Genomic DNA, 16,099 nt, shown 5'->3' with positions numbered 1-16,099 from the left:
ACCGGAGGTGCATCACGCAGCCTCTCGATCGGGCACGAAGCTGTCAACCATTGCTCACCGATCCGATAGAAGAAGCGGTGCGATCCTGTGGGCGGGTGCTCGCCGTACCTCGGCTGCGGGCCGTCTGAACCGGTCGGAGTCATCCCAGCTCAAGTGCCCTTCCAGAAGGAAATGCGGCGACGGGGACGAGTCTGCGCACAGGCATCTCGTCGGCTCGCACTCGAACACGCTCGAACAGGGAAAGTCAACAGAAAGCTTGACTGGCTATCAGCGGATTCCTACCCTCGCAGCGAATGGGAGCGTTCCCACATTGGGTCAGACCGCCGTCCCCGCGATCTTCACTTCACCCCCCCATACATCGGAGGTCATCGTGACCGACCCGCACCGGCATCCGCGCACCGCATCGCCCCCACCGCGATGCCAACGCCGGCCGAGCAAGCGGCTGTTCTGCGGCCTTACGGCCGCCACCGCACTGGCCCTCTGCGCCCTCACAGGAGTGCCGCAGACCGCGCACGCCGCGACCGCGCGGCAGGTGGAACGCCTGGATCGGGGCCTGACCAGCGTCCACACCGGCAGCGGGAACCTGGTGTCGTGGCGGTGGCTGGCCACTGACCCCAACGACGTGGCCTTCAACGTCTACCGTGGCACCACCAGGCTCAACTCCTCGCCCCTGACCACCTCGACGAACTACCTGGACGCCGGCGCCCCGGACTCGGCCGATTACACGGTGCGCGCGGTGGTGAACGGCGTCGAGCAGGCGCCGTCCGAGCACGCGCTCCAGTTCCGCAGCGGGTACAAGGACGTGCCGATCTCCCCGCCGCCCGGAGGCACTTCACCGGGCAACTCGCCGTACACCTACGATGCCAACGACGCCTCCGTCGGCGACCTCGACGGCGACGGCGCCCTGGACATCGTCCTGAAGTGGCAGCCGACGAACGCCAAGGACAACTCCCAGTCCGGCTACACCGGCAACACGATCGTCGACGGCGTCAAGATCGACGGCACGCGCCTGTGGCGGATCGACCTGGGCCGCAACATCCGCTCCGGCGCGCACTACACACAGTTCCAGGTGTACGACTACGACGGCGACGGCAAGGCAGAGGTCGCCATGAAGACCGCCGACGGCACGAAGGACGGAACCGGCGCGGTCATAGGCAGTTCCTCGGCCGATCACCGCAACTCCTCGGGCTACGTGCTGTCCGGCCCCGAGTACCTGACCATATTCAACGGGCAGACGGGCAAGGCGATGCAGTCCGTCGACTACGTCCCGGCCCGAGGCACGGTGTCGTCCTGGGGGGATTCCTACGGCAACCGCGTGGACCGGTTCCTGGCGGGCACGGCGTATCTGGACGGTTTCCATCCGTCGGTGATCATGGCCCGTGGCTACTACACCCGTACGGTGATCGCCGCCTGGGACTGGCGGAACGGACAGTTCACCCGCCGGTGGACCTTCGACTCCAACGCCCACAGCGGCTACGCCGGCCAGGGCAACCACCAGTTGTCGGTCGCGGACGTGGACGGAGACGGCAAAGACGAGGTCGTCTACGGGGCGATGGCCGTCGACGACAACGGCAACGGCCTGTGGACGACGAAAAACGGCCACGGGGACGCGATGCACGTGGGCGACCTCGACCCGTCCCGGCCGGGTCTGGAGGAGTTCAAGGTCGACGAGGACGGCTCCAAGCCGTCCTCCTGGATGGCGGACGCGAGGACCGGCCAGATCCTCTGGTCCACCCCGGCCGCGGGTGACAACGGCCGGGGCGTGTCCGGTGACATCTGGTCCGGCAGCGCGGGCGCCGAGTCGTGGTCGTCGCTCGCCAGCGGCGTCCGCAACCCCAAGGGCGCGGTGGTCGCCAGTCGCAAGCCCGGGTCCAGCAACTTCCTGGCGTGGTGGGACGGCGACACCATCCGTGAACTCCTCGACGGCACCCACATCGACAAATACGGCACCTCCGGCGACACCCGCCTGCTCACCGGCTCCGGAGTCCACTCCAACAACGGCACCAAGTCGACGCCGTCCTTGTCCGGCGACATCCTTGGTGACTGGCGCGAGGAGGTCATCTGGCCGACGTCCAACAACACGGCCCTGCGGATCTACTCCACGCCGCACGAGACCAATACGCGGATCACGACCCTCCTCCACGACACCCAGTACCGCACGGCCCTGGCCTGGCAGAACACCGCCTACAACCAGCCCCCGCACCCCAGCTTCTTCATCGGCGGCAACATGCCCACGCCGCCCCGCCCCACCATCGCGCTGCCGAACAGCCTCTGAGCTGGACAGCCGACTTCCCTGATGCTTGAGCGAGTTCAAGCATCAGGGAAGGGGGTGTTCGTCGAACGACTTGAACCTGGCACGGGTGACGGAGCACTGGCCGTGGTGCACGCGGCACGCTGATGGTGTTCTTGGAGCGGGGTGGCGCGGAGCGTAGTCACCTGGCCGTAAACACGTCTCAGTCCTACGGCCCTGTCTTCCAATCGGCCGGTACCCTCAGAACTTCCTCCTACCGGGAGCCCGGATTCCGCGTGATACGTGATACTGGTTGAGCCGCATGCGGGCGCACCCCGGCAGAGGCAGTGTCATGGGTACTCCTCGCGCTTCAGCGACAACTCGCATATCAGCGTGGATAGCTGCACACCCTCGTGGGGCTCCTGCCGACGTCTATCCGCAGAACGCCGCTGACTGTCGCAGCCATGCGGCCCGGTTCGGCGAATCGATCGCACGCTTCCGGTGAGAGGAAGGTCTGCCGGCCCACGTTCCGCGCCCCGGGCGGCCGTCGTTCTCATTGTGGTGAGCCGGTTTCATCCGAGGATGTCCCGGCGCCGACTGACGAAGAAGGCTGGCACGCCGAACGTGCCGCAGAGGTGCTGGGCAGTGGGCTGAAGCAGCCGCGGCAGGCGCGCCGACCGGGGTGTGCGGTTCCGGCCGGGCTGGGTCGGCCGGAACAGATGGTCCCGTTCATCGTCGGCCAGGCGCACTGCGGTCGCCGCATGTGAAGACATCGCAGGCCTCCGATTGCCGAACGTGCTCCCAAGCGCGGAGCAGCGCGGCTTCTCCGGCTGGTAGGCGCGCAGTTGACCAGGCACACCGGGTGGCGTCGCCACCCGGTGTGCCTGTGCGCCCACGAGGATACGGAGGTATGAACCCGTCGCCGAGAGTCGGGTCCTGCTACATGCCGGCCGGAAGGGCGGAGCCGGCAACGCTGCCGTTGACGCCGCTCATGATGCCGTTGATGATGCCTTGCTGGGTCACCGTGAGGGAGCGCCGGTCGAACAGCCCGAACCCGTACCGGCCGGTTGCGCCGTTGTCCCAGTAGATGCCCGCCGCCCCGTATTTCTTGGCGGCGGCCGCGACGGCCCGTGCGAAGTCCGCGCGATACCTGTTGTTCGATGAATCGAACGACGACTTGTCGACCGCTCCGTATTCGCCGACGACCACCGGATATCCCTTCGTGACGAACACGTCGTGCATCGTCTTGAGCTGGGCCTCCAGGTAGTCTTCCTGTCCCCAGGTCGATTTCCGCGATGGATTGGTCGCTGCTCGTCCCCACTGCGTGATGGTGCCGTTTTCCTCTCCGGCGAAGTCCCACGGAGCGTAGTGGTGGACGGAGATCATGATCCGCCGTTCACTGGCGGGAATGGAGGGGGAGCGGTACTGGTCGGACGGAAGCTTGAAGCCGTAATTCCCCGCGGTGTAGTCGATGTTCGTGTTCCAGCCGGCCACGAGCAGCCACCTCGAGCTGTTGTCTCCGCCCGTTTTCCGTACGGTGTCCACGAAGATCTGGTTGTAGCTGTTGATGTTCGAGTAGCACGGTTGGGTCGGACGGCCGTACTGCCCGTCGAACTCCTCGTTCATGGCCTCGAGGATCAGGCGCTGGTCGTAGTTCTTGAACCTGTTCGCGATCTGCTGCCAGGCCTTCTCGTACTTGGCCTTGATCGTCGTCTGGGAGGACGAATCGCAGATCAACCAGGAGCCGCTGACGTTCTTGTAGCCGTCGCCGTGCATGTTGATCATCACATGCAGGCCCCTGTTGTAGGCGTAGTTGACGACCTCCTGGACCCTGTTCAGCCAGGCAGCGTTGATCGTGTAGTTCGGGCCGGGCCCTATGTATCCCAGGTAGGAGACCGGGATCCGGATCGTCTTGAACCCTGCCGCTCTCACCTTGTCGATGAGGGCCTGTGTCACGGTCGGCTGGCCCCATGCCGTTTCGCTGGGGTATCCGTTGGTGGTGGCTTCGAGCTGGTTCCCCAGATTCCATCCCGCGCCCATGTCGGCCACGATCTGCGAAGCGCTCGACTGTGCCACGGTATCGGCCGACGCCTGATGGGCCGTGCCGTACACAGCTGCGGCAACCGCCAACAGGACGGCAAGGAAAACGGCTCTGATCTTCCCTGCTAGTGAAGCCATGGGCTTTCCTCTCTTGCAGTCTTGAGGGTGTCGAACCCCCAAGTGGACCTTTCTGCCCGAGCGCGAGCGGTCGGAGCCGCCCGGCTCTTCGGGGGGTGTGCTTTCTGGGGCCCAGGTCAACGTGCGCAACTCATTTACGCTGCGGCCGACTCGCAGGCTTCCGGAAAGTGGTTCGGTGCAGCGAAGCGCTCGTGCTGTGACGAGGCCCCGGCGTCCCGCTGGTGCGCGTCCGCGGACGGTCGGGCATTCTGGACGGCCCGGGTGGGTTGCTCACGGCATGCGTGTCCCGGGGGGCCGTGCGTGGTTGCTCCTCAGCTCAGGGCGGATTCCCACGTGGTCGTGCCGGAGGTGGCGTCGGAACGAAGGCGGTCGCGGGCCGCCGTGTCGCCGTACAGACTCCACCGCATCCAGTCCACGAAGGTGTTGACGGTGCGGGAGTCGCCGAAGTAGTTGCTGTGGCCGGCGCCGCGGAAGGTGAGGAACGCCTTGGCGGCGGGCAGTTCCCGGTACGCCTGACGGGCGGAGGAGATCGGGCACGTTCCGTCCCGGTCGCCGTGTGTGAACAGGACCTTGGCGCGGACCGACGGGCTCGGGTTGCCCATGTCCACACAGGACATCGGGATCGCGGCGGTGATCCGCGCGTCCGGCCAGGCCGTGAGCAGGCCGTGGGTGGTCATGCCGCCCATCGAGTGGCCGGAGACACCGACTCCGACCGCTGTGTCGAGGTGGCCGGCCAGTGGGTCTCCGGACGTGTTGAGGGCGAGGGTCCGGGTGATGACCTCGGAAACGTCCTTGGACTGGTTGCCGTTGTAGACGTCCTGGCCACTGAGGTTGGCGAAGTGGGGGGCGGCGACCACGAAGCCGGCCTCGGCCAGAGGTCGGATGATCGCCAGGGAATTCTGCGGGCTGCTGCTGAAGCCGTGCATGAACTCGCAAACCGGGAAGACGCCTTGGGCGACGGGTGCGTTGGTGACCGGGGAGCCAGCGGGAGAGCCGGTGGCGGGGTAGTAGACGTAGGTGGTCCACCGGCGGCTGCCGCGGCTCCAGGCAAATGGCCGCACGCCGACCGCGAACCGCTGGGTCGGAGCTCCGGCCCTTGCTACGGCGCCTGCTTGCCCTGTGCCGAGCAGGGACAGGCCTGCGCCCGCGGCTCCGGCTGCGCTCAGGGTCAGGAAACTACGCCGTTGCATGGTCATGAAGACTCCTGGTGTGGGGATGCGGAGCGCTGCTCGGTCAGGTGCCGGGAAGAGGCATCGGTGATGCCGGGGCGGTCGCACTGACCGAGGGGTGGGGGTGTGGCCGTGGGGGGCGTCAGGTGGGCGTATCAGGAACGGTGGAGGACGTTCCGGTCCTGCCTGTGGCAGCGACCATGGTGGTGATCGATGTGGCGTTGCCCTGCGGGCGGAGACACGGTGACGGCGAGCCGGTGACCACCTGTGCCGCGCTCTGGGAGCGTTCCCACATCGAGGTTGCAACAGTCAGAGTCCCGATCGGGTGCCGGTCTGTCAATCATTGGCGCCCGACTCTGTTGTCTTCGACGCGCATTCGACAGATCGAGGGGCGGGCAGCGCGGTATCGAGTCTCCGTACATCGCCCCGTCACGCTCGCGACGGTCCCTCGTCAGCCGTGACCGATACCCGCACTCATGCCGGCGATCGTATGGGCCCGGATGTCGAGGTGCGGTCCCTCCGCGAATCGGGTCACCACGGCGCGGACATGGTCCTGGGCAGGCTGGAGCAGCCCGTCGTACACCGCGACGCAGACCTCCCGCGCCCGTGACCGGGGCCAGTCGGATGGCAGCAGCCCGATGGGGAGCAACGGGTCCAGGATGGGGAAGTGCCGGTAGGCGTGCATGACCTCGGTCCGGGCGCGCACCGCGTCGGCACCGGTGACGCCGTCGGCGCTGATGTGCGGAAGCAAGCCGCTCCAACGACTGATGAACGCGTGGTAGTGCTCGGCGATGCCGGTGAGGTCCCACGCCTCTACCGGGTTGCGGTCGACCGCCGTGTCCAGTTCCTCCTGCCGCGCGCGGAACACGGTCACTGCTCCTCGCGCCAGGTCGGCCACCTCGATCCGCCCCTTGGGGGTCAGGGGGTGCGGCGACACCCAGAGCGCGTCGTACAGCGGCGCGAACCCGCGCCAACGCAGCGCGGTGCGCAACGCCCGCCGCCGCGTGCTCTCCTGTTCCGGAACGGAGAAGGCGATCAGTGTCCACCGTCCGTCCCACGAGTCGGGCTGAGTGGTGAAGGTGGCGATCGAACTGGCGCCGCTCCACAGATCGACGGCGGCCTGAGACGTCAGCCGGTAGGAGCTGTACCGGCCTTGCCGGCTGCCCTCCAGCACCCCACGGCGCATCAGCCTGCTGATCGTCGTACGAGCTGCGCCCGGGGTCACATGGAACTCGCCGAGCAGCGCCACGATCGCCGCCGACGGCAACCAGGACCGGACGGGGAACGTGTAGTCAGCGATCAGGGTCACCGCGAGGCCCTGTGGCGAGACAGTGCTCTGCCAGCCGGGCGACCGCACGGGGCCGGCGGCGCCGTCACCCTCGTCGGAGAAGATCTCCTCGAGGTGGGACAGGTTCGGCAAGGTCGGCTCCGACGCGGTGGACAGGATCGGCACCACTTTAACTGCTGGGAGATCGTCGGGTGGAGCTCCGCCGGGATCGGCCCACCCGGCGCAACCTCCGCGCACCGGTGAAGCGAAGGTGCCGCAGTGCCCCGCGGGCTCGGCACTCCTGCCTCCCACTGCGCCTCGCGCTCGCGCGTCGCGGAGAAGGGCTGCAGGACGAACGTGCCTGGCGTGGCCATCAAGGCCGCGGCCGTGGTCCCGGCGACCACCCGGCCGGTGCGGCCTGACGTCCACCGTCGCACGGCGTCGGAAGGCGGCAGGACGGCCGTCCGCGCGTCGGCCGGGGCCGGGCCGTCTTCGGGCTCACGTGACACAGCCGGCACAGATGGCGATCGCAGTGTCGTGGAGACCAACGCGTCCGCCTCCTCCTCGGGCACGGCGAGGGCGCGGGCGGGGGCGAGTCCACCCGGGAAAGCGGCCTTCCAGCAGGCTCGTGAGTGCCACCCGCTCGGGCTCGACCCGGCGACCTGGGCCGCATTGCGAACCGTGTGCTCAGGCACGGAGGCGGACGCGATAGTCAACGTCTGGAACAGCTACGGCCGGTGTGGGCTGCGGGGAACTGAGCAGTGGACCCCCCAGCTCCGCGCGAACTCATCCACGGCCACCTCGTCCGGTTCGCCGGAGCGCAGGAACGGAGCAGCGTCAGGACGCCCGCCGTCTCACGGTTCGTCGAGAGGCGCCGGGCCGTTGCGATGTCAGCCGGGGTGGTGAGGAAAGGCGTGCACTCCCTTCTGGGCGGGGAGTGCACGCCGGGGGTAGCACGGCGAGCGGGGTCCTATCACTCCGTCGCGAAGCGTCCTGAAGAGGACTCTGTGGATTCTGCGGCACGTGCGGACGGCGTGTCCGACCGTGTGAGCACCCGGCGTACCTCGTCGGCGAGTGCGGGAGCCGCGGTCGCGTCGGCATCGGCGATCCCGACGCCGTAGCGGAACCGCACGGTCGCGCCGTCCTCGACGGTCAGCTCCTCGCTGAAGAACGGTGCCGGGTTGAGGCAGGCGAACTCCTCGGTCCGGGCGAACCACTGCGGCGGGTGACTCGGGTTGGCCGCGTCGTCGACCATGAGGACCAGCGACTGCGCGTCCGTCTCGTCATGGCGGCCCGCGAAGCCCATCCACTCCATGCGCCGCCCGCGGACCTCATCGCCGCCCAGGCCTTCCTCGGTCACGAACTGTCCGCCGGTGAACGACCGGGGGCCACGCCAGAACAGGCCGCCGTAGCCGGCGTTCTCCCGTCCCTTGGTGGTCGGGGACCCCATGGCGACGTCCGTTCCGGACACGTTGGTCATCTGCGTCTCGAACGTCAATGCCCAGGCGTGCGGGGAGATCAGGCTCGCCCGCAGCGTCCTGCGCTCGGTGAAGAACAGCGCGCCGGACTGGGTGGTCCAGTCCAGGTCGTGGGCGAACGTCGCCGTTCCGTAGGCCCTGTCCAGGTCGCTGACCCGGCGGTGGGCCTGGGTTCCGTTGTTCTCCAGCTGCACGTAGAAGCGTCCGTGGATGTACGTGGGACCGCCCCAGAAGTTCTCCTCGCCCACGTGGGGCAGGGACCACGCGATGCCCTTGTGCCACACGTGGTCATGGGGACGGAACAGGCTGACCACCTTGCCGGCCCGGGTGCGCAGGGGGTGGATGTAGGGCTTCGGCGATTCCAGTTGCACGGTGTCCGGCCGGTACACGTAGCGGAACAACTCGGTGCCGTCGTCGCGGACCGTGACCGAGGTACCCAGGTCGTGGCGGATTTCAAGAGCGTTCATACGAGGGTCTCCTTGACCCGTGCCCACGGCACGGCGCCGCCGTCCATGCTGAGCGTGAAGGGGTCGTCGTCGGTCAGTTCGCCCGCGGCGACGCGGACACCGCGGAAGGCGGAGGCGTACGTCGCCGCCGCGAACTCCAGCGTGCGGCGCGCCTCGTGCAGGCAGACGCCGGGTTCCTGTCCGCTCTCCCAGGCGTCGAACACGGCCTCGATCTGGAGCCTGTGGCCGCTCGTGATGTCCGGCTCGGCACCGTCGGTCCAGAGGTCCGAGAGACCCTCATGGCCGGGGGCCGGGGTGAACCGCCAGTGTTCCTCGCGGTAGCCGTAGAGGTGTTCCAGTTCGACCGTGGCGTATTCGAAGTCGAAGCGCAGGCGCGAGGTCTCCCGGGGGGACAGCAGGGAGTTGACCACCGTGGCGAGGGCTCCGCCGTCGAACCGGACGGCGGCGATCGAGACGTCCTCGGTGTCCGTGGGACGGGCCTGGCGCTCGGCGAGTGCGGTGATCTGGGACCAGGGCCCGAGGACCGACAGCAAGAGGTCGAACTGGTGGATGCCGTGTCCCATCGTGGGGCCGCCGCCCTCGACGTCCCAGCGTCCCCGCCACGGCACCTCGAAGTACGCGTCGGGCCTGTACCAGAGGGTCTCGCAGGTGGCGACCAGCGGCCGGCCCAGTGCGCCGGATCGGGCCAGCCGGCGCAGGCGTACCGCCGCGGCGCCGTAGCGGTGCTGGAAGACGGTCAGGACCTTGGAGCCGGTCTGTTCCTGCACCGCGGCCAGTTGGTCCATCTCGCGCAGGCTCAGCGCCGTCGGCTTCTCCACCAGGGCGGTGACGCCGGCCTTCATCACCATGGATGCCAGCGGTACATGGGTCTGCGGGGGCGTACAGATGTGTACGAGATCGAGGTCTTCGCTGTCCAGCAGAGCCTGCGGGTCGTCGAAGACGTGCGGCACGGAGAATCGGTCGGCGAACTCGGCGGCGCGGGTGGGGTCGAGGTCGGCGACGGCGACCAGCCGGGCACGTTCGGAGAGTTCGGTGAGGGCTTCGGCATGAGCGTGGGCGATACCGCCGGTGCCGATGATGGCCACGCGGTACGGCGGCCGGGGGCTGGGCATGGGTGTTTTCTCTCTCTTGGTTCCTGACCCACGTCACGTGGGGCCACCGGGGGCCGTGGGCAGCGGCGACGGCCCCCGGAAGGAGGTCACTTGGCCGCGTCGATCTCGCCCTGGAGCTCCTTGATGAAGGCCTTCGCGGCGACTTCCGGCGAGGTCTTCTTGAAGTAGACCTCCTGGCTGTAGCGCTGCAGCTCCGGTTCGATGCCGCTTCCGCCGTTGGGGGTCACGACCGGCGACTCACCCGGGGTCACGGCGTTCATGTAGTCGGCCGCCGCCTTGTCGGTCCCGGCCAGAGTCGGCTGGAGGTGCTTCAGCATCTCCTTGTTGGCGGGGATGCCGCGCTCCGTCTTGAGGATGTCGGCGGCCTTGGGGTCGTTGAGCATGAAGTTGATGAACGCGGCCGCCTCAGCCGGGTGCGCGCTCTGGCTCGAGACCGCCCAGTACATGGAGGGCTTGAAGAAGTTGGCCTTGGTGTCGCCGACACGAGGCATCTGCAGCAGTTGCACATGGGCGCCAGCGGCCTGCTGGATGGCGGTGATCTGGGTGTTGTACGCGCCCATCATGGCTGCCTTGCCAGTGGCGAAGGTGCCGGCGGTGACACCCGCGGTCAGGTCTTCGACCATCGTCGACGTGTTGACGCTGGCCCCGGAGGAGAGCAGGTCCAGGCCGTACTTCCACATGCCGGCGAGCGTCTCGGGCTTCAGGGAGACGTTGCCGTCCTTGTCGAAGAGGTTCTCACCGTGCTGACGAGCCCAGTACTTGACGTCGCCGGCGGAGAACCCGGGCGCACCGGCCGCACCGTGGATCTTGCCGCCGCTCTTGTCCGTCAGCTCCTTGGCGGTCTTGGCGTAGTCGTCCCACGTCCACGTCTTGTCGTCCGGAACCTGCACGCCGTACTTCTTGAACAGGTCGGTGTTCACGAGGACGGACATGACGCCGACGCCGACGGGAAGCGCGTACTGCGTTCCGTCGATCTGTCCGGTGGCCAGGGCCTGGTCGTCGAACTGCGAGGTGCTGAGGAGCTTCTTGGCCTTGCCGAGGTCGTACAGCGCTCCGCGGTCGGCGTACGAGGCGAGATACAGCTCGTCCATCTGGACGACGTCGGGGGAGTCCTTGGCCGCGGTCGTCGTGGCGAGCGCGTCCCAGTAGCCGTTCCAGTCCTTGTACTGGCCCTTGACCGTGATGTTGGGGTACTTCTTCTCGAACGCCTTGATGACCTCGTCGGTGAGCTTGGCGCGGGCGTCCGCACCCCACCAGGTGGCACGAATGGTGACCGGCTTGTCGCCGAGTTCGGGAGCGGAGCCGCTGCTGCCGCTGCTGCAAGCGGTCAGTACGAGCGAGAGTGAGGCGACCGTCCCGATCGCGACGCGTCTGAAGGGGCTGGGGTTCATGTGGTTCTCCTGTGGCTGATACGTGGGTCGGATCGGTGGCTGCGGTGCGTCCGAACGGCCATGACTCGGTCACCTCCGCTTGTCCGGCGATAGCCCCCGCGGTTACTTGCCGCCGGTGGTCGCGATGCCTCGCAGCAGGAAGCGCTGCCCGGCGAGGAAGACGAGGAAGACGGGAACGAGCGACACGACGCTCATGGCGAACACCGAGCCCCAGTCCGTCGCGCTCTGCTGGTCGACGAAGGTGCGCAGCGCGAGAGGCGTGGTGTACATGTCCGGGTCGGTCAGGTAAATGAGCTGGGTGTAGAAGTCGTTCCAGGTCCAGATGAAGGTGAAGATCGCGGTGGTCGCCAGGGCCGGGACCATCAGTGGCAGGATGACGTGGAAGAAGATCCGTGCGTGCCCGGCGCCGTCGATCCGCGCCGCCTCGTCGATCTCGCGCGGGATGCCACGGATGAACTGCACCATGAGGAAGATGAAGAAGGCGTCGGTCGCCAGGAACTTCGGCACGATCAGGGGCAGGAACGTGTTGACCCAGCCGAGCTCCGAGTAGAGGACGTACTGGGGCACGATGATCACGTGGATCGGCAGCATGATCGTGACGAGCATGATGGCGAACAGCACGCGCTTCGCCTTGAATTCCAGCCTGGCGAAGGCGTACGCGGCCAGGGAGCAGGCGAGGAGGTTCCCGATGATCGCGCCGGTGACGACGATCGCTGAGTTGATCATGTAGTGACTGAACGGTTGGGAGAAGGCGTTCCAGCCGTTGCTGTAGTTCTCGAAGCGCGGGTGCGTCAGGGCGAGTCCCGCACTGCGGAAGATCTCACTGTTGGGACGCAGTGAGCTGACCACCATCCACAGGACGGGGTACAGCATCGTGAGGGCGCAGAGGGCCAGCAGGCAGTGCTTGAGAGGGGCGCGCACGGCGCGCCTGACCCGGCGTATCGCGTGCGGGCGGGGGGCGGGCAGCGAGGAGGGTACGGCTTCGGTGCGGTCAGTCATCGTAGAACACCCAGTACTTTGAAGCCCAGAAGTTGACGGCGGTGAAGGCCGCGACGATGAGGAGCAGGACCCACGCGAGCGCGGACGCGTACCCCATGTCGAAGTGGCCGAACCCGCGCTGGTACAGGTACAGCGAGAAGAAGAGGGTGGAGTCGGCGGGCCCTCCGGTACCGCCGGAGACCACGAAGGCCTGGGTGAAGGTCTGGAAGGCGTGGATGATCTGCAGCACCAGGTTGAAGAAGATGATGGGTGTCAGCAGCGGAATGGTGATGCTGCGGAACTGGCGCCAGCGCTTCGCGCCGTCGACGGAGGCCGCCTCGTAGAGGGAGGTCGGAATCTGCCGCAGCCCGGCGAGGAAGATCACCATGGGTGAGCCGAAGGTCCAGATGTTCAGGACGACGAGGGTCGACAGCGCCGTTCCCGGCTCCGAGATCCACCCCTGTCCCTGGACACCGACGAGGGCCAGGGCCTCGTTGACGAGGCCGTTGGTCCCGAACATCGCGCGCCACAGTACGGCGATCGCCACGCTGCCGCCGATCAGTGACGGCAGATAGAAGACGGAGCGGTAGAAGGCAAGACCCCGTACTCCCTTGTCCAGCACGAGGGCGAGCCCGAGGGCCATCGCCAGCTGCAACGGCACGGAGACGAGGACGTAGCTGAACGTCACCTCGAGCGACTTGTGCAGTCGCTCGTCGTCGAGCATGCGCGTCCAGTTCTCGGCTCCGTTGAACTGCGGCGGCTGCAACAGGTTGTACTTGGTGAAGCTGAGGTAGAGCGAGGCCAGCATCGGGCCGAGAGTGATCCCGAAGAGCCCGACGAACCATGGCGCTAGGAAGAAGAACGCCGCCTTGTTCTGCTGTCGCGCGCCCCGTTGGGACCCGCGCAGCCGGCGTAGTTCGTTGATGGAGCTCACGGCACTGCTCCCTTGAGCGGCGGCATCTGCAGACAGTGGTGCGAGCCCGTCCCGGGCCTCGCGTCACCCTGAAAAGTGATCGTTCACTTTGTGGGTTGCGAGGACCATAGTGAACGATCACTTTTTACGTCAAGAGTGTGTAGTCTCTGACTTCACCGAACGTTGGCGGAAAGGTGGGGGAAGCGGATGGATGGCGCTGACGCGGCGCGACGACGGCCTACGATCACGGATGTGGCGCGGCTCGCCGGTGTGTCACCCCAGACGGTGTCGCGGTATCTGCGGTTCAACGGCGGGCTGAAGCCGGCGACCCTGGAACGCGTGGAGAAGGCCATACGGGAGCTGGACTACCGTCCCAACCTGGTGGCGCGGTCGATGCGCACACGGAAGACCGGCCGCCTGGCGATCCTCATGCCCGCCATGGCCTTCAACCCCTCGCGCATGCTGGCGGGTGCCGGTGCGACGGCGCAGGACGCAGGGTTCTTCGTCGATGTCGTGAGCGCCGGGGGCGGCGTAGCCGCAAGGAGCGACCGCCTGCTGGAGCTCGCCGATTCGGGACAGTACGAGGGCCTCCTCTCCCTCGCTCCCGTGCTTCCCGACGTGGAGAGCAAACTGCACCAGAGGACGGCCGTGGTGATCTCGGCCGACTTCGACGACGAGATGCGCGGCATCGGGCAACTGGCCGACGCCACGCCCCTGGTGCGGATGATCGAGCACCTGGCGGCGCTCGGTCACTCCCGGTTCCTCCATGTGGCGGGCGACGCGCAGTTCGCCTCCGCGAGGGCGCGCAAGCAGAGCTATCTGGAGACCGTCAAACGTCTCGGCGTCGAGTCCGTCGGGGTCTTCGACGGAGACTGGTCGGGAGAGTCCGGCATCGAGGCGATACGGTCGCTCCCGAGCCATGCGCGGCCGACCGCGGTGATCGCGGCCAATGACCTCGTCGCCGCCGGTGTCGTCCGGGGCGCCCGGGAGCGCGGCTGGGACGTGCCCGGCGACCTCAGCGTGACCGGTTGGGACAATGCCGGGGTCGGGCAGTTCATGACCCCGTCCCTGACCACCGTCGACGTGGAGCTCGAACAACTGGGCAGTACGGCCATGGCGAAGCTGATCGCGGGTCTGGGGGGCAGCGCGCCCGAGGCGACGGAGGGCTCCCTGTTCCGGATCATCTGGCGGGAGTCGACGGCCGAGCCGCCTGAGGCAGGGCGTCTCAGCCGCGGGCGGTGACCAGCGCCGCCGCCGGTGTGGGCGCGGAGCAGGCGGACGTCCCCTGAGCCCGCCCGCCCGGCCTTGGGCGCGGGCCGAACCGGCCGCGCACGCCGCGCCTCCTCAGATGCCCATCACTCTCAGTTCGCGTAGACGTCAAGCCGACCGCACATGCCGAACTTCCCGCGGGCGGAGGGCTGTTCGGAGCTCACGGCGGCGGCTTCGAGATGGGGGGACTCTCCCCGCTCCAGCCAGTCGAGCTGCGCCGCAGTGGCCGCGGCGGAGGCATCGGCACCTTGTCGCCACCGCTCGCGCCACTCGGCGATGCGGGGCCGTACGAGCGCGGCGGCGGCACGGTGGAACGCGGCCAGGGCCTGTGGCCCCTCGGCCTCCCGAAGGGCCCGGTAGCCCTCCAGTGCGAGGTCCCGCCGGGCCCGGGCGGCGCGCTCCTGCTCCTCCTCGGTCGCGTCGGCCGGGATGGCGGTGGCGCGGGCGTACGTCTCCGGATCGGTCAGGTACTCCGGGGGCAGGGTGAGGACCGCGTCCCCCGCCTCCGGCAGCCCGCTGTTCTGCATCAGAACGGTGATCCGCAGATCGCCCTCGTTGACCAGCCGGTGGATGGTGCCCGGCGTGAACCAGGCGACCGTGCCGGCCTGGAGCGGAGTGACCTCGTACCCGGAAGAGGTCAGCGTCTGCACGGCCCCGCGTCCGCCGGTGACGACGTAGGCCTCTGAGCACGCCAGGTGCATGTGAGGCGTGCCGCCGCACGCCCCGTCGGCGGCAGGCCAGTCGTACACCGACAGATGCGAGATGGCGACGCCCCCGGGCAATCCGGTGTTGATTGTGTTCATGCGTGTGTCAACTTTCCAGGTGTGTGCAGTAAGCGCTTTCTATCTCTCTCAATTTACGCGCCGATCGCTCAACCGGTCAATGTTCTGTCTAAACTCAGACCCGAATGGTGAAGCCGCGAGGAGGATGATGTGAAAAATGCGCTGGCAGGCAAGAGTGTCTATGCCTTCGGGGACAGCATTGTGTACGGGCATGTGTACCCGCACAGTTTCGTGGACGTAGTCGCAGAGTGCGAGGGCATGGCCCTCACCAAGTTCGCCCGGAACGGTGCGACCATAGGCATCGATCCCCATGCTTCCGGAGGGCAGATACGCACGCAGGTCGAGCAGGCGACCGACATCGCGCCGGACTTCGTCGTCTTCGACGGAGGCACCAACGACGCGCAGTCCATCTTCCGGGACCGCGCGTACACATTCGGCGCCTATGCCGAAGAGCTGGAGAAGACGCTGCACGTCATGGAGCGGAAGTGGCCGACCGCCCGCATCGTGTACGTCGCCGCCCACAAACTCGGTTCGCGCGACTGGGACACTCAGGTGGCGTTGCGCGAGGCGACCCTGGAGGCCTGCCGTAAGCGGGACGTCGCCGTTGCCGATGTCTTCGGAGAGACGACGTTCGACACGCGCGACGACATGCAGCGTGCGAAATACACCTTCGACGACCTGGTCAACGGTTTTCCCGGCACAGAGGGATCGGGGACGCATCCCAACGACGCCGGTATCACCACTTTCTATGTGCCGGTGTTGCGTGCCACGCTGCAGCAGATTGCATCACGTTGATCAGTCGGCAATCGGATCTGCCTGGCCGACATCGGCCAGGCAGATCCGATTCCTCTTTATCGTGACGTCA

General features: G+C 67.4%; 12 protein-coding genes. 3 read left to right on the top strand and 9 right to left on the bottom strand.

The genetic code is table 11. The features are described 5' to 3' along the window. Positions 1 to 370 precede the first annotated feature (370 nt). A complete protein-coding gene (locus ACH4ZA_RS34395) occupies positions 371 to 2,275 on the top strand; it encodes a rhamnogalacturonan lyase (RefSeq protein WP_398433158.1) in 1,905 nt (634 codons plus the stop codon). A gap of 894 nt (positions 2,276 to 3,169) precedes the next feature. Here the strand turns inward: ACH4ZA_RS34395 and ACH4ZA_RS34390 are convergent. From ACH4ZA_RS34390 to ACH4ZA_RS34355, 8 genes are all read right to left on the bottom strand, one after another. Then, on the bottom strand, positions 3,170 to 4,408 hold the full coding sequence (locus ACH4ZA_RS34390; RefSeq protein WP_398433157.1) for a glycoside hydrolase family 5 protein: 1,239 nt from the start codon (positions 4,406 to 4,408) through the stop codon (positions 3,170 to 3,172). A 311-nt stretch (positions 4,409 to 4,719) separates the two neighbouring features. Beyond that, entirely contained in the window at positions 4,720 to 5,604 is an 885-nt protein-coding gene (locus tag ACH4ZA_RS34385; RefSeq protein WP_398433156.1) for an alpha/beta hydrolase family protein, read from the bottom strand. A gap of 424 nt (positions 5,605 to 6,028) precedes the next feature. Then, complete coding sequence (locus ACH4ZA_RS34380) at positions 6,029 to 6,997, bottom strand: PaaX family transcriptional regulator C-terminal domain-containing protein (RefSeq protein WP_398433155.1); 969 nt, start codon at positions 6,995 to 6,997, stop codon at positions 6,029 to 6,031. An 820-nt stretch (positions 6,998 to 7,817) separates the two neighbouring features. Further along, a complete protein-coding gene (locus ACH4ZA_RS34375; RefSeq protein WP_398433154.1) occupies positions 7,818 to 8,789 on the bottom strand; it encodes a PmoA family protein in 972 nt (323 codons plus the stop codon). After that, positions 8,786 to 9,901: a Gfo/Idh/MocA family protein gene (locus ACH4ZA_RS34370; protein ID WP_398433153.1), complete on the bottom strand. Its 1,116-nt coding sequence runs from the start codon at positions 9,899 to 9,901 to the stop codon at positions 8,786 to 8,788. Before ACH4ZA_RS34370 ends, ACH4ZA_RS34375 begins: the two co-directional genes overlap by 4 nt. A gap of 86 nt (positions 9,902 to 9,987) precedes the next feature. Beyond that, positions 9,988 to 11,292: an ABC transporter substrate-binding protein gene (locus tag ACH4ZA_RS34365; RefSeq protein ID WP_398433152.1), complete on the bottom strand. Its 1,305-nt coding sequence runs from the start codon at positions 11,290 to 11,292 to the stop codon at positions 9,988 to 9,990. Positions 11,293 to 11,394: 102 nt separating this feature from the next. After that, positions 11,395 to 12,291, bottom strand: a complete 897-nt coding sequence (locus ACH4ZA_RS34360; protein WP_398433151.1) for a carbohydrate ABC transporter permease — start codon at positions 12,289 to 12,291, stop codon at positions 11,395 to 11,397. Continuing rightward, positions 12,284 to 13,204: a carbohydrate ABC transporter permease gene (locus tag ACH4ZA_RS34355; RefSeq protein WP_398433150.1), complete on the bottom strand. Its 921-nt coding sequence runs from the start codon at positions 13,202 to 13,204 to the stop codon at positions 12,284 to 12,286. The genes ACH4ZA_RS34360 and ACH4ZA_RS34355 overlap by 8 nt, the downstream gene beginning before the upstream one ends. Before the next feature lie 231 nt (positions 13,205 to 13,435). On the opposite strand from ACH4ZA_RS34355, the gene ACH4ZA_RS34350 reads away from it, so the two are divergent. Then, a complete protein-coding gene (locus ACH4ZA_RS34350; protein ID WP_398433149.1) occupies positions 13,436 to 14,425 on the top strand; it encodes a LacI family DNA-binding transcriptional regulator in 990 nt (329 codons plus the stop codon). 119 nt (positions 14,426 to 14,544) lie between these two features. On the opposite strand, the gene ACH4ZA_RS34345 is transcribed toward ACH4ZA_RS34350, so the two are convergent. Next, complete coding sequence (locus ACH4ZA_RS34345) at positions 14,545 to 15,255, bottom strand: cupin domain-containing protein (protein WP_398433148.1); 711 nt, start codon at positions 15,253 to 15,255, stop codon at positions 14,545 to 14,547. Between the two features lie 129 nt (positions 15,256 to 15,384). Here ACH4ZA_RS34345 and ACH4ZA_RS34340 point away from each other — a divergent pair, with 129 nt between their 5' ends. Continuing rightward, the gene (locus ACH4ZA_RS34340; protein ID WP_398433147.1) at positions 15,385 to 16,029 is read left to right on the top strand and encodes an SGNH/GDSL hydrolase family protein; all 645 of its coding nucleotides are present in this window, start codon (positions 15,385 to 15,387) and stop codon (positions 16,027 to 16,029) included. Positions 16,030 to 16,099: the final 70 nt, after the last annotated feature.

It is taken from the genome of Streptomyces sp. NPDC020597 (assembly GCF_044335095.1).
Lineage (GTDB): Bacteria > Actinomycetota > Actinomycetes > Streptomycetales > Streptomycetaceae > Streptomyces.
The sequence above is the reverse complement of the archived record's forward strand: the minus strand, read 5'-3'. Positions and strand labels throughout refer to the sequence as shown.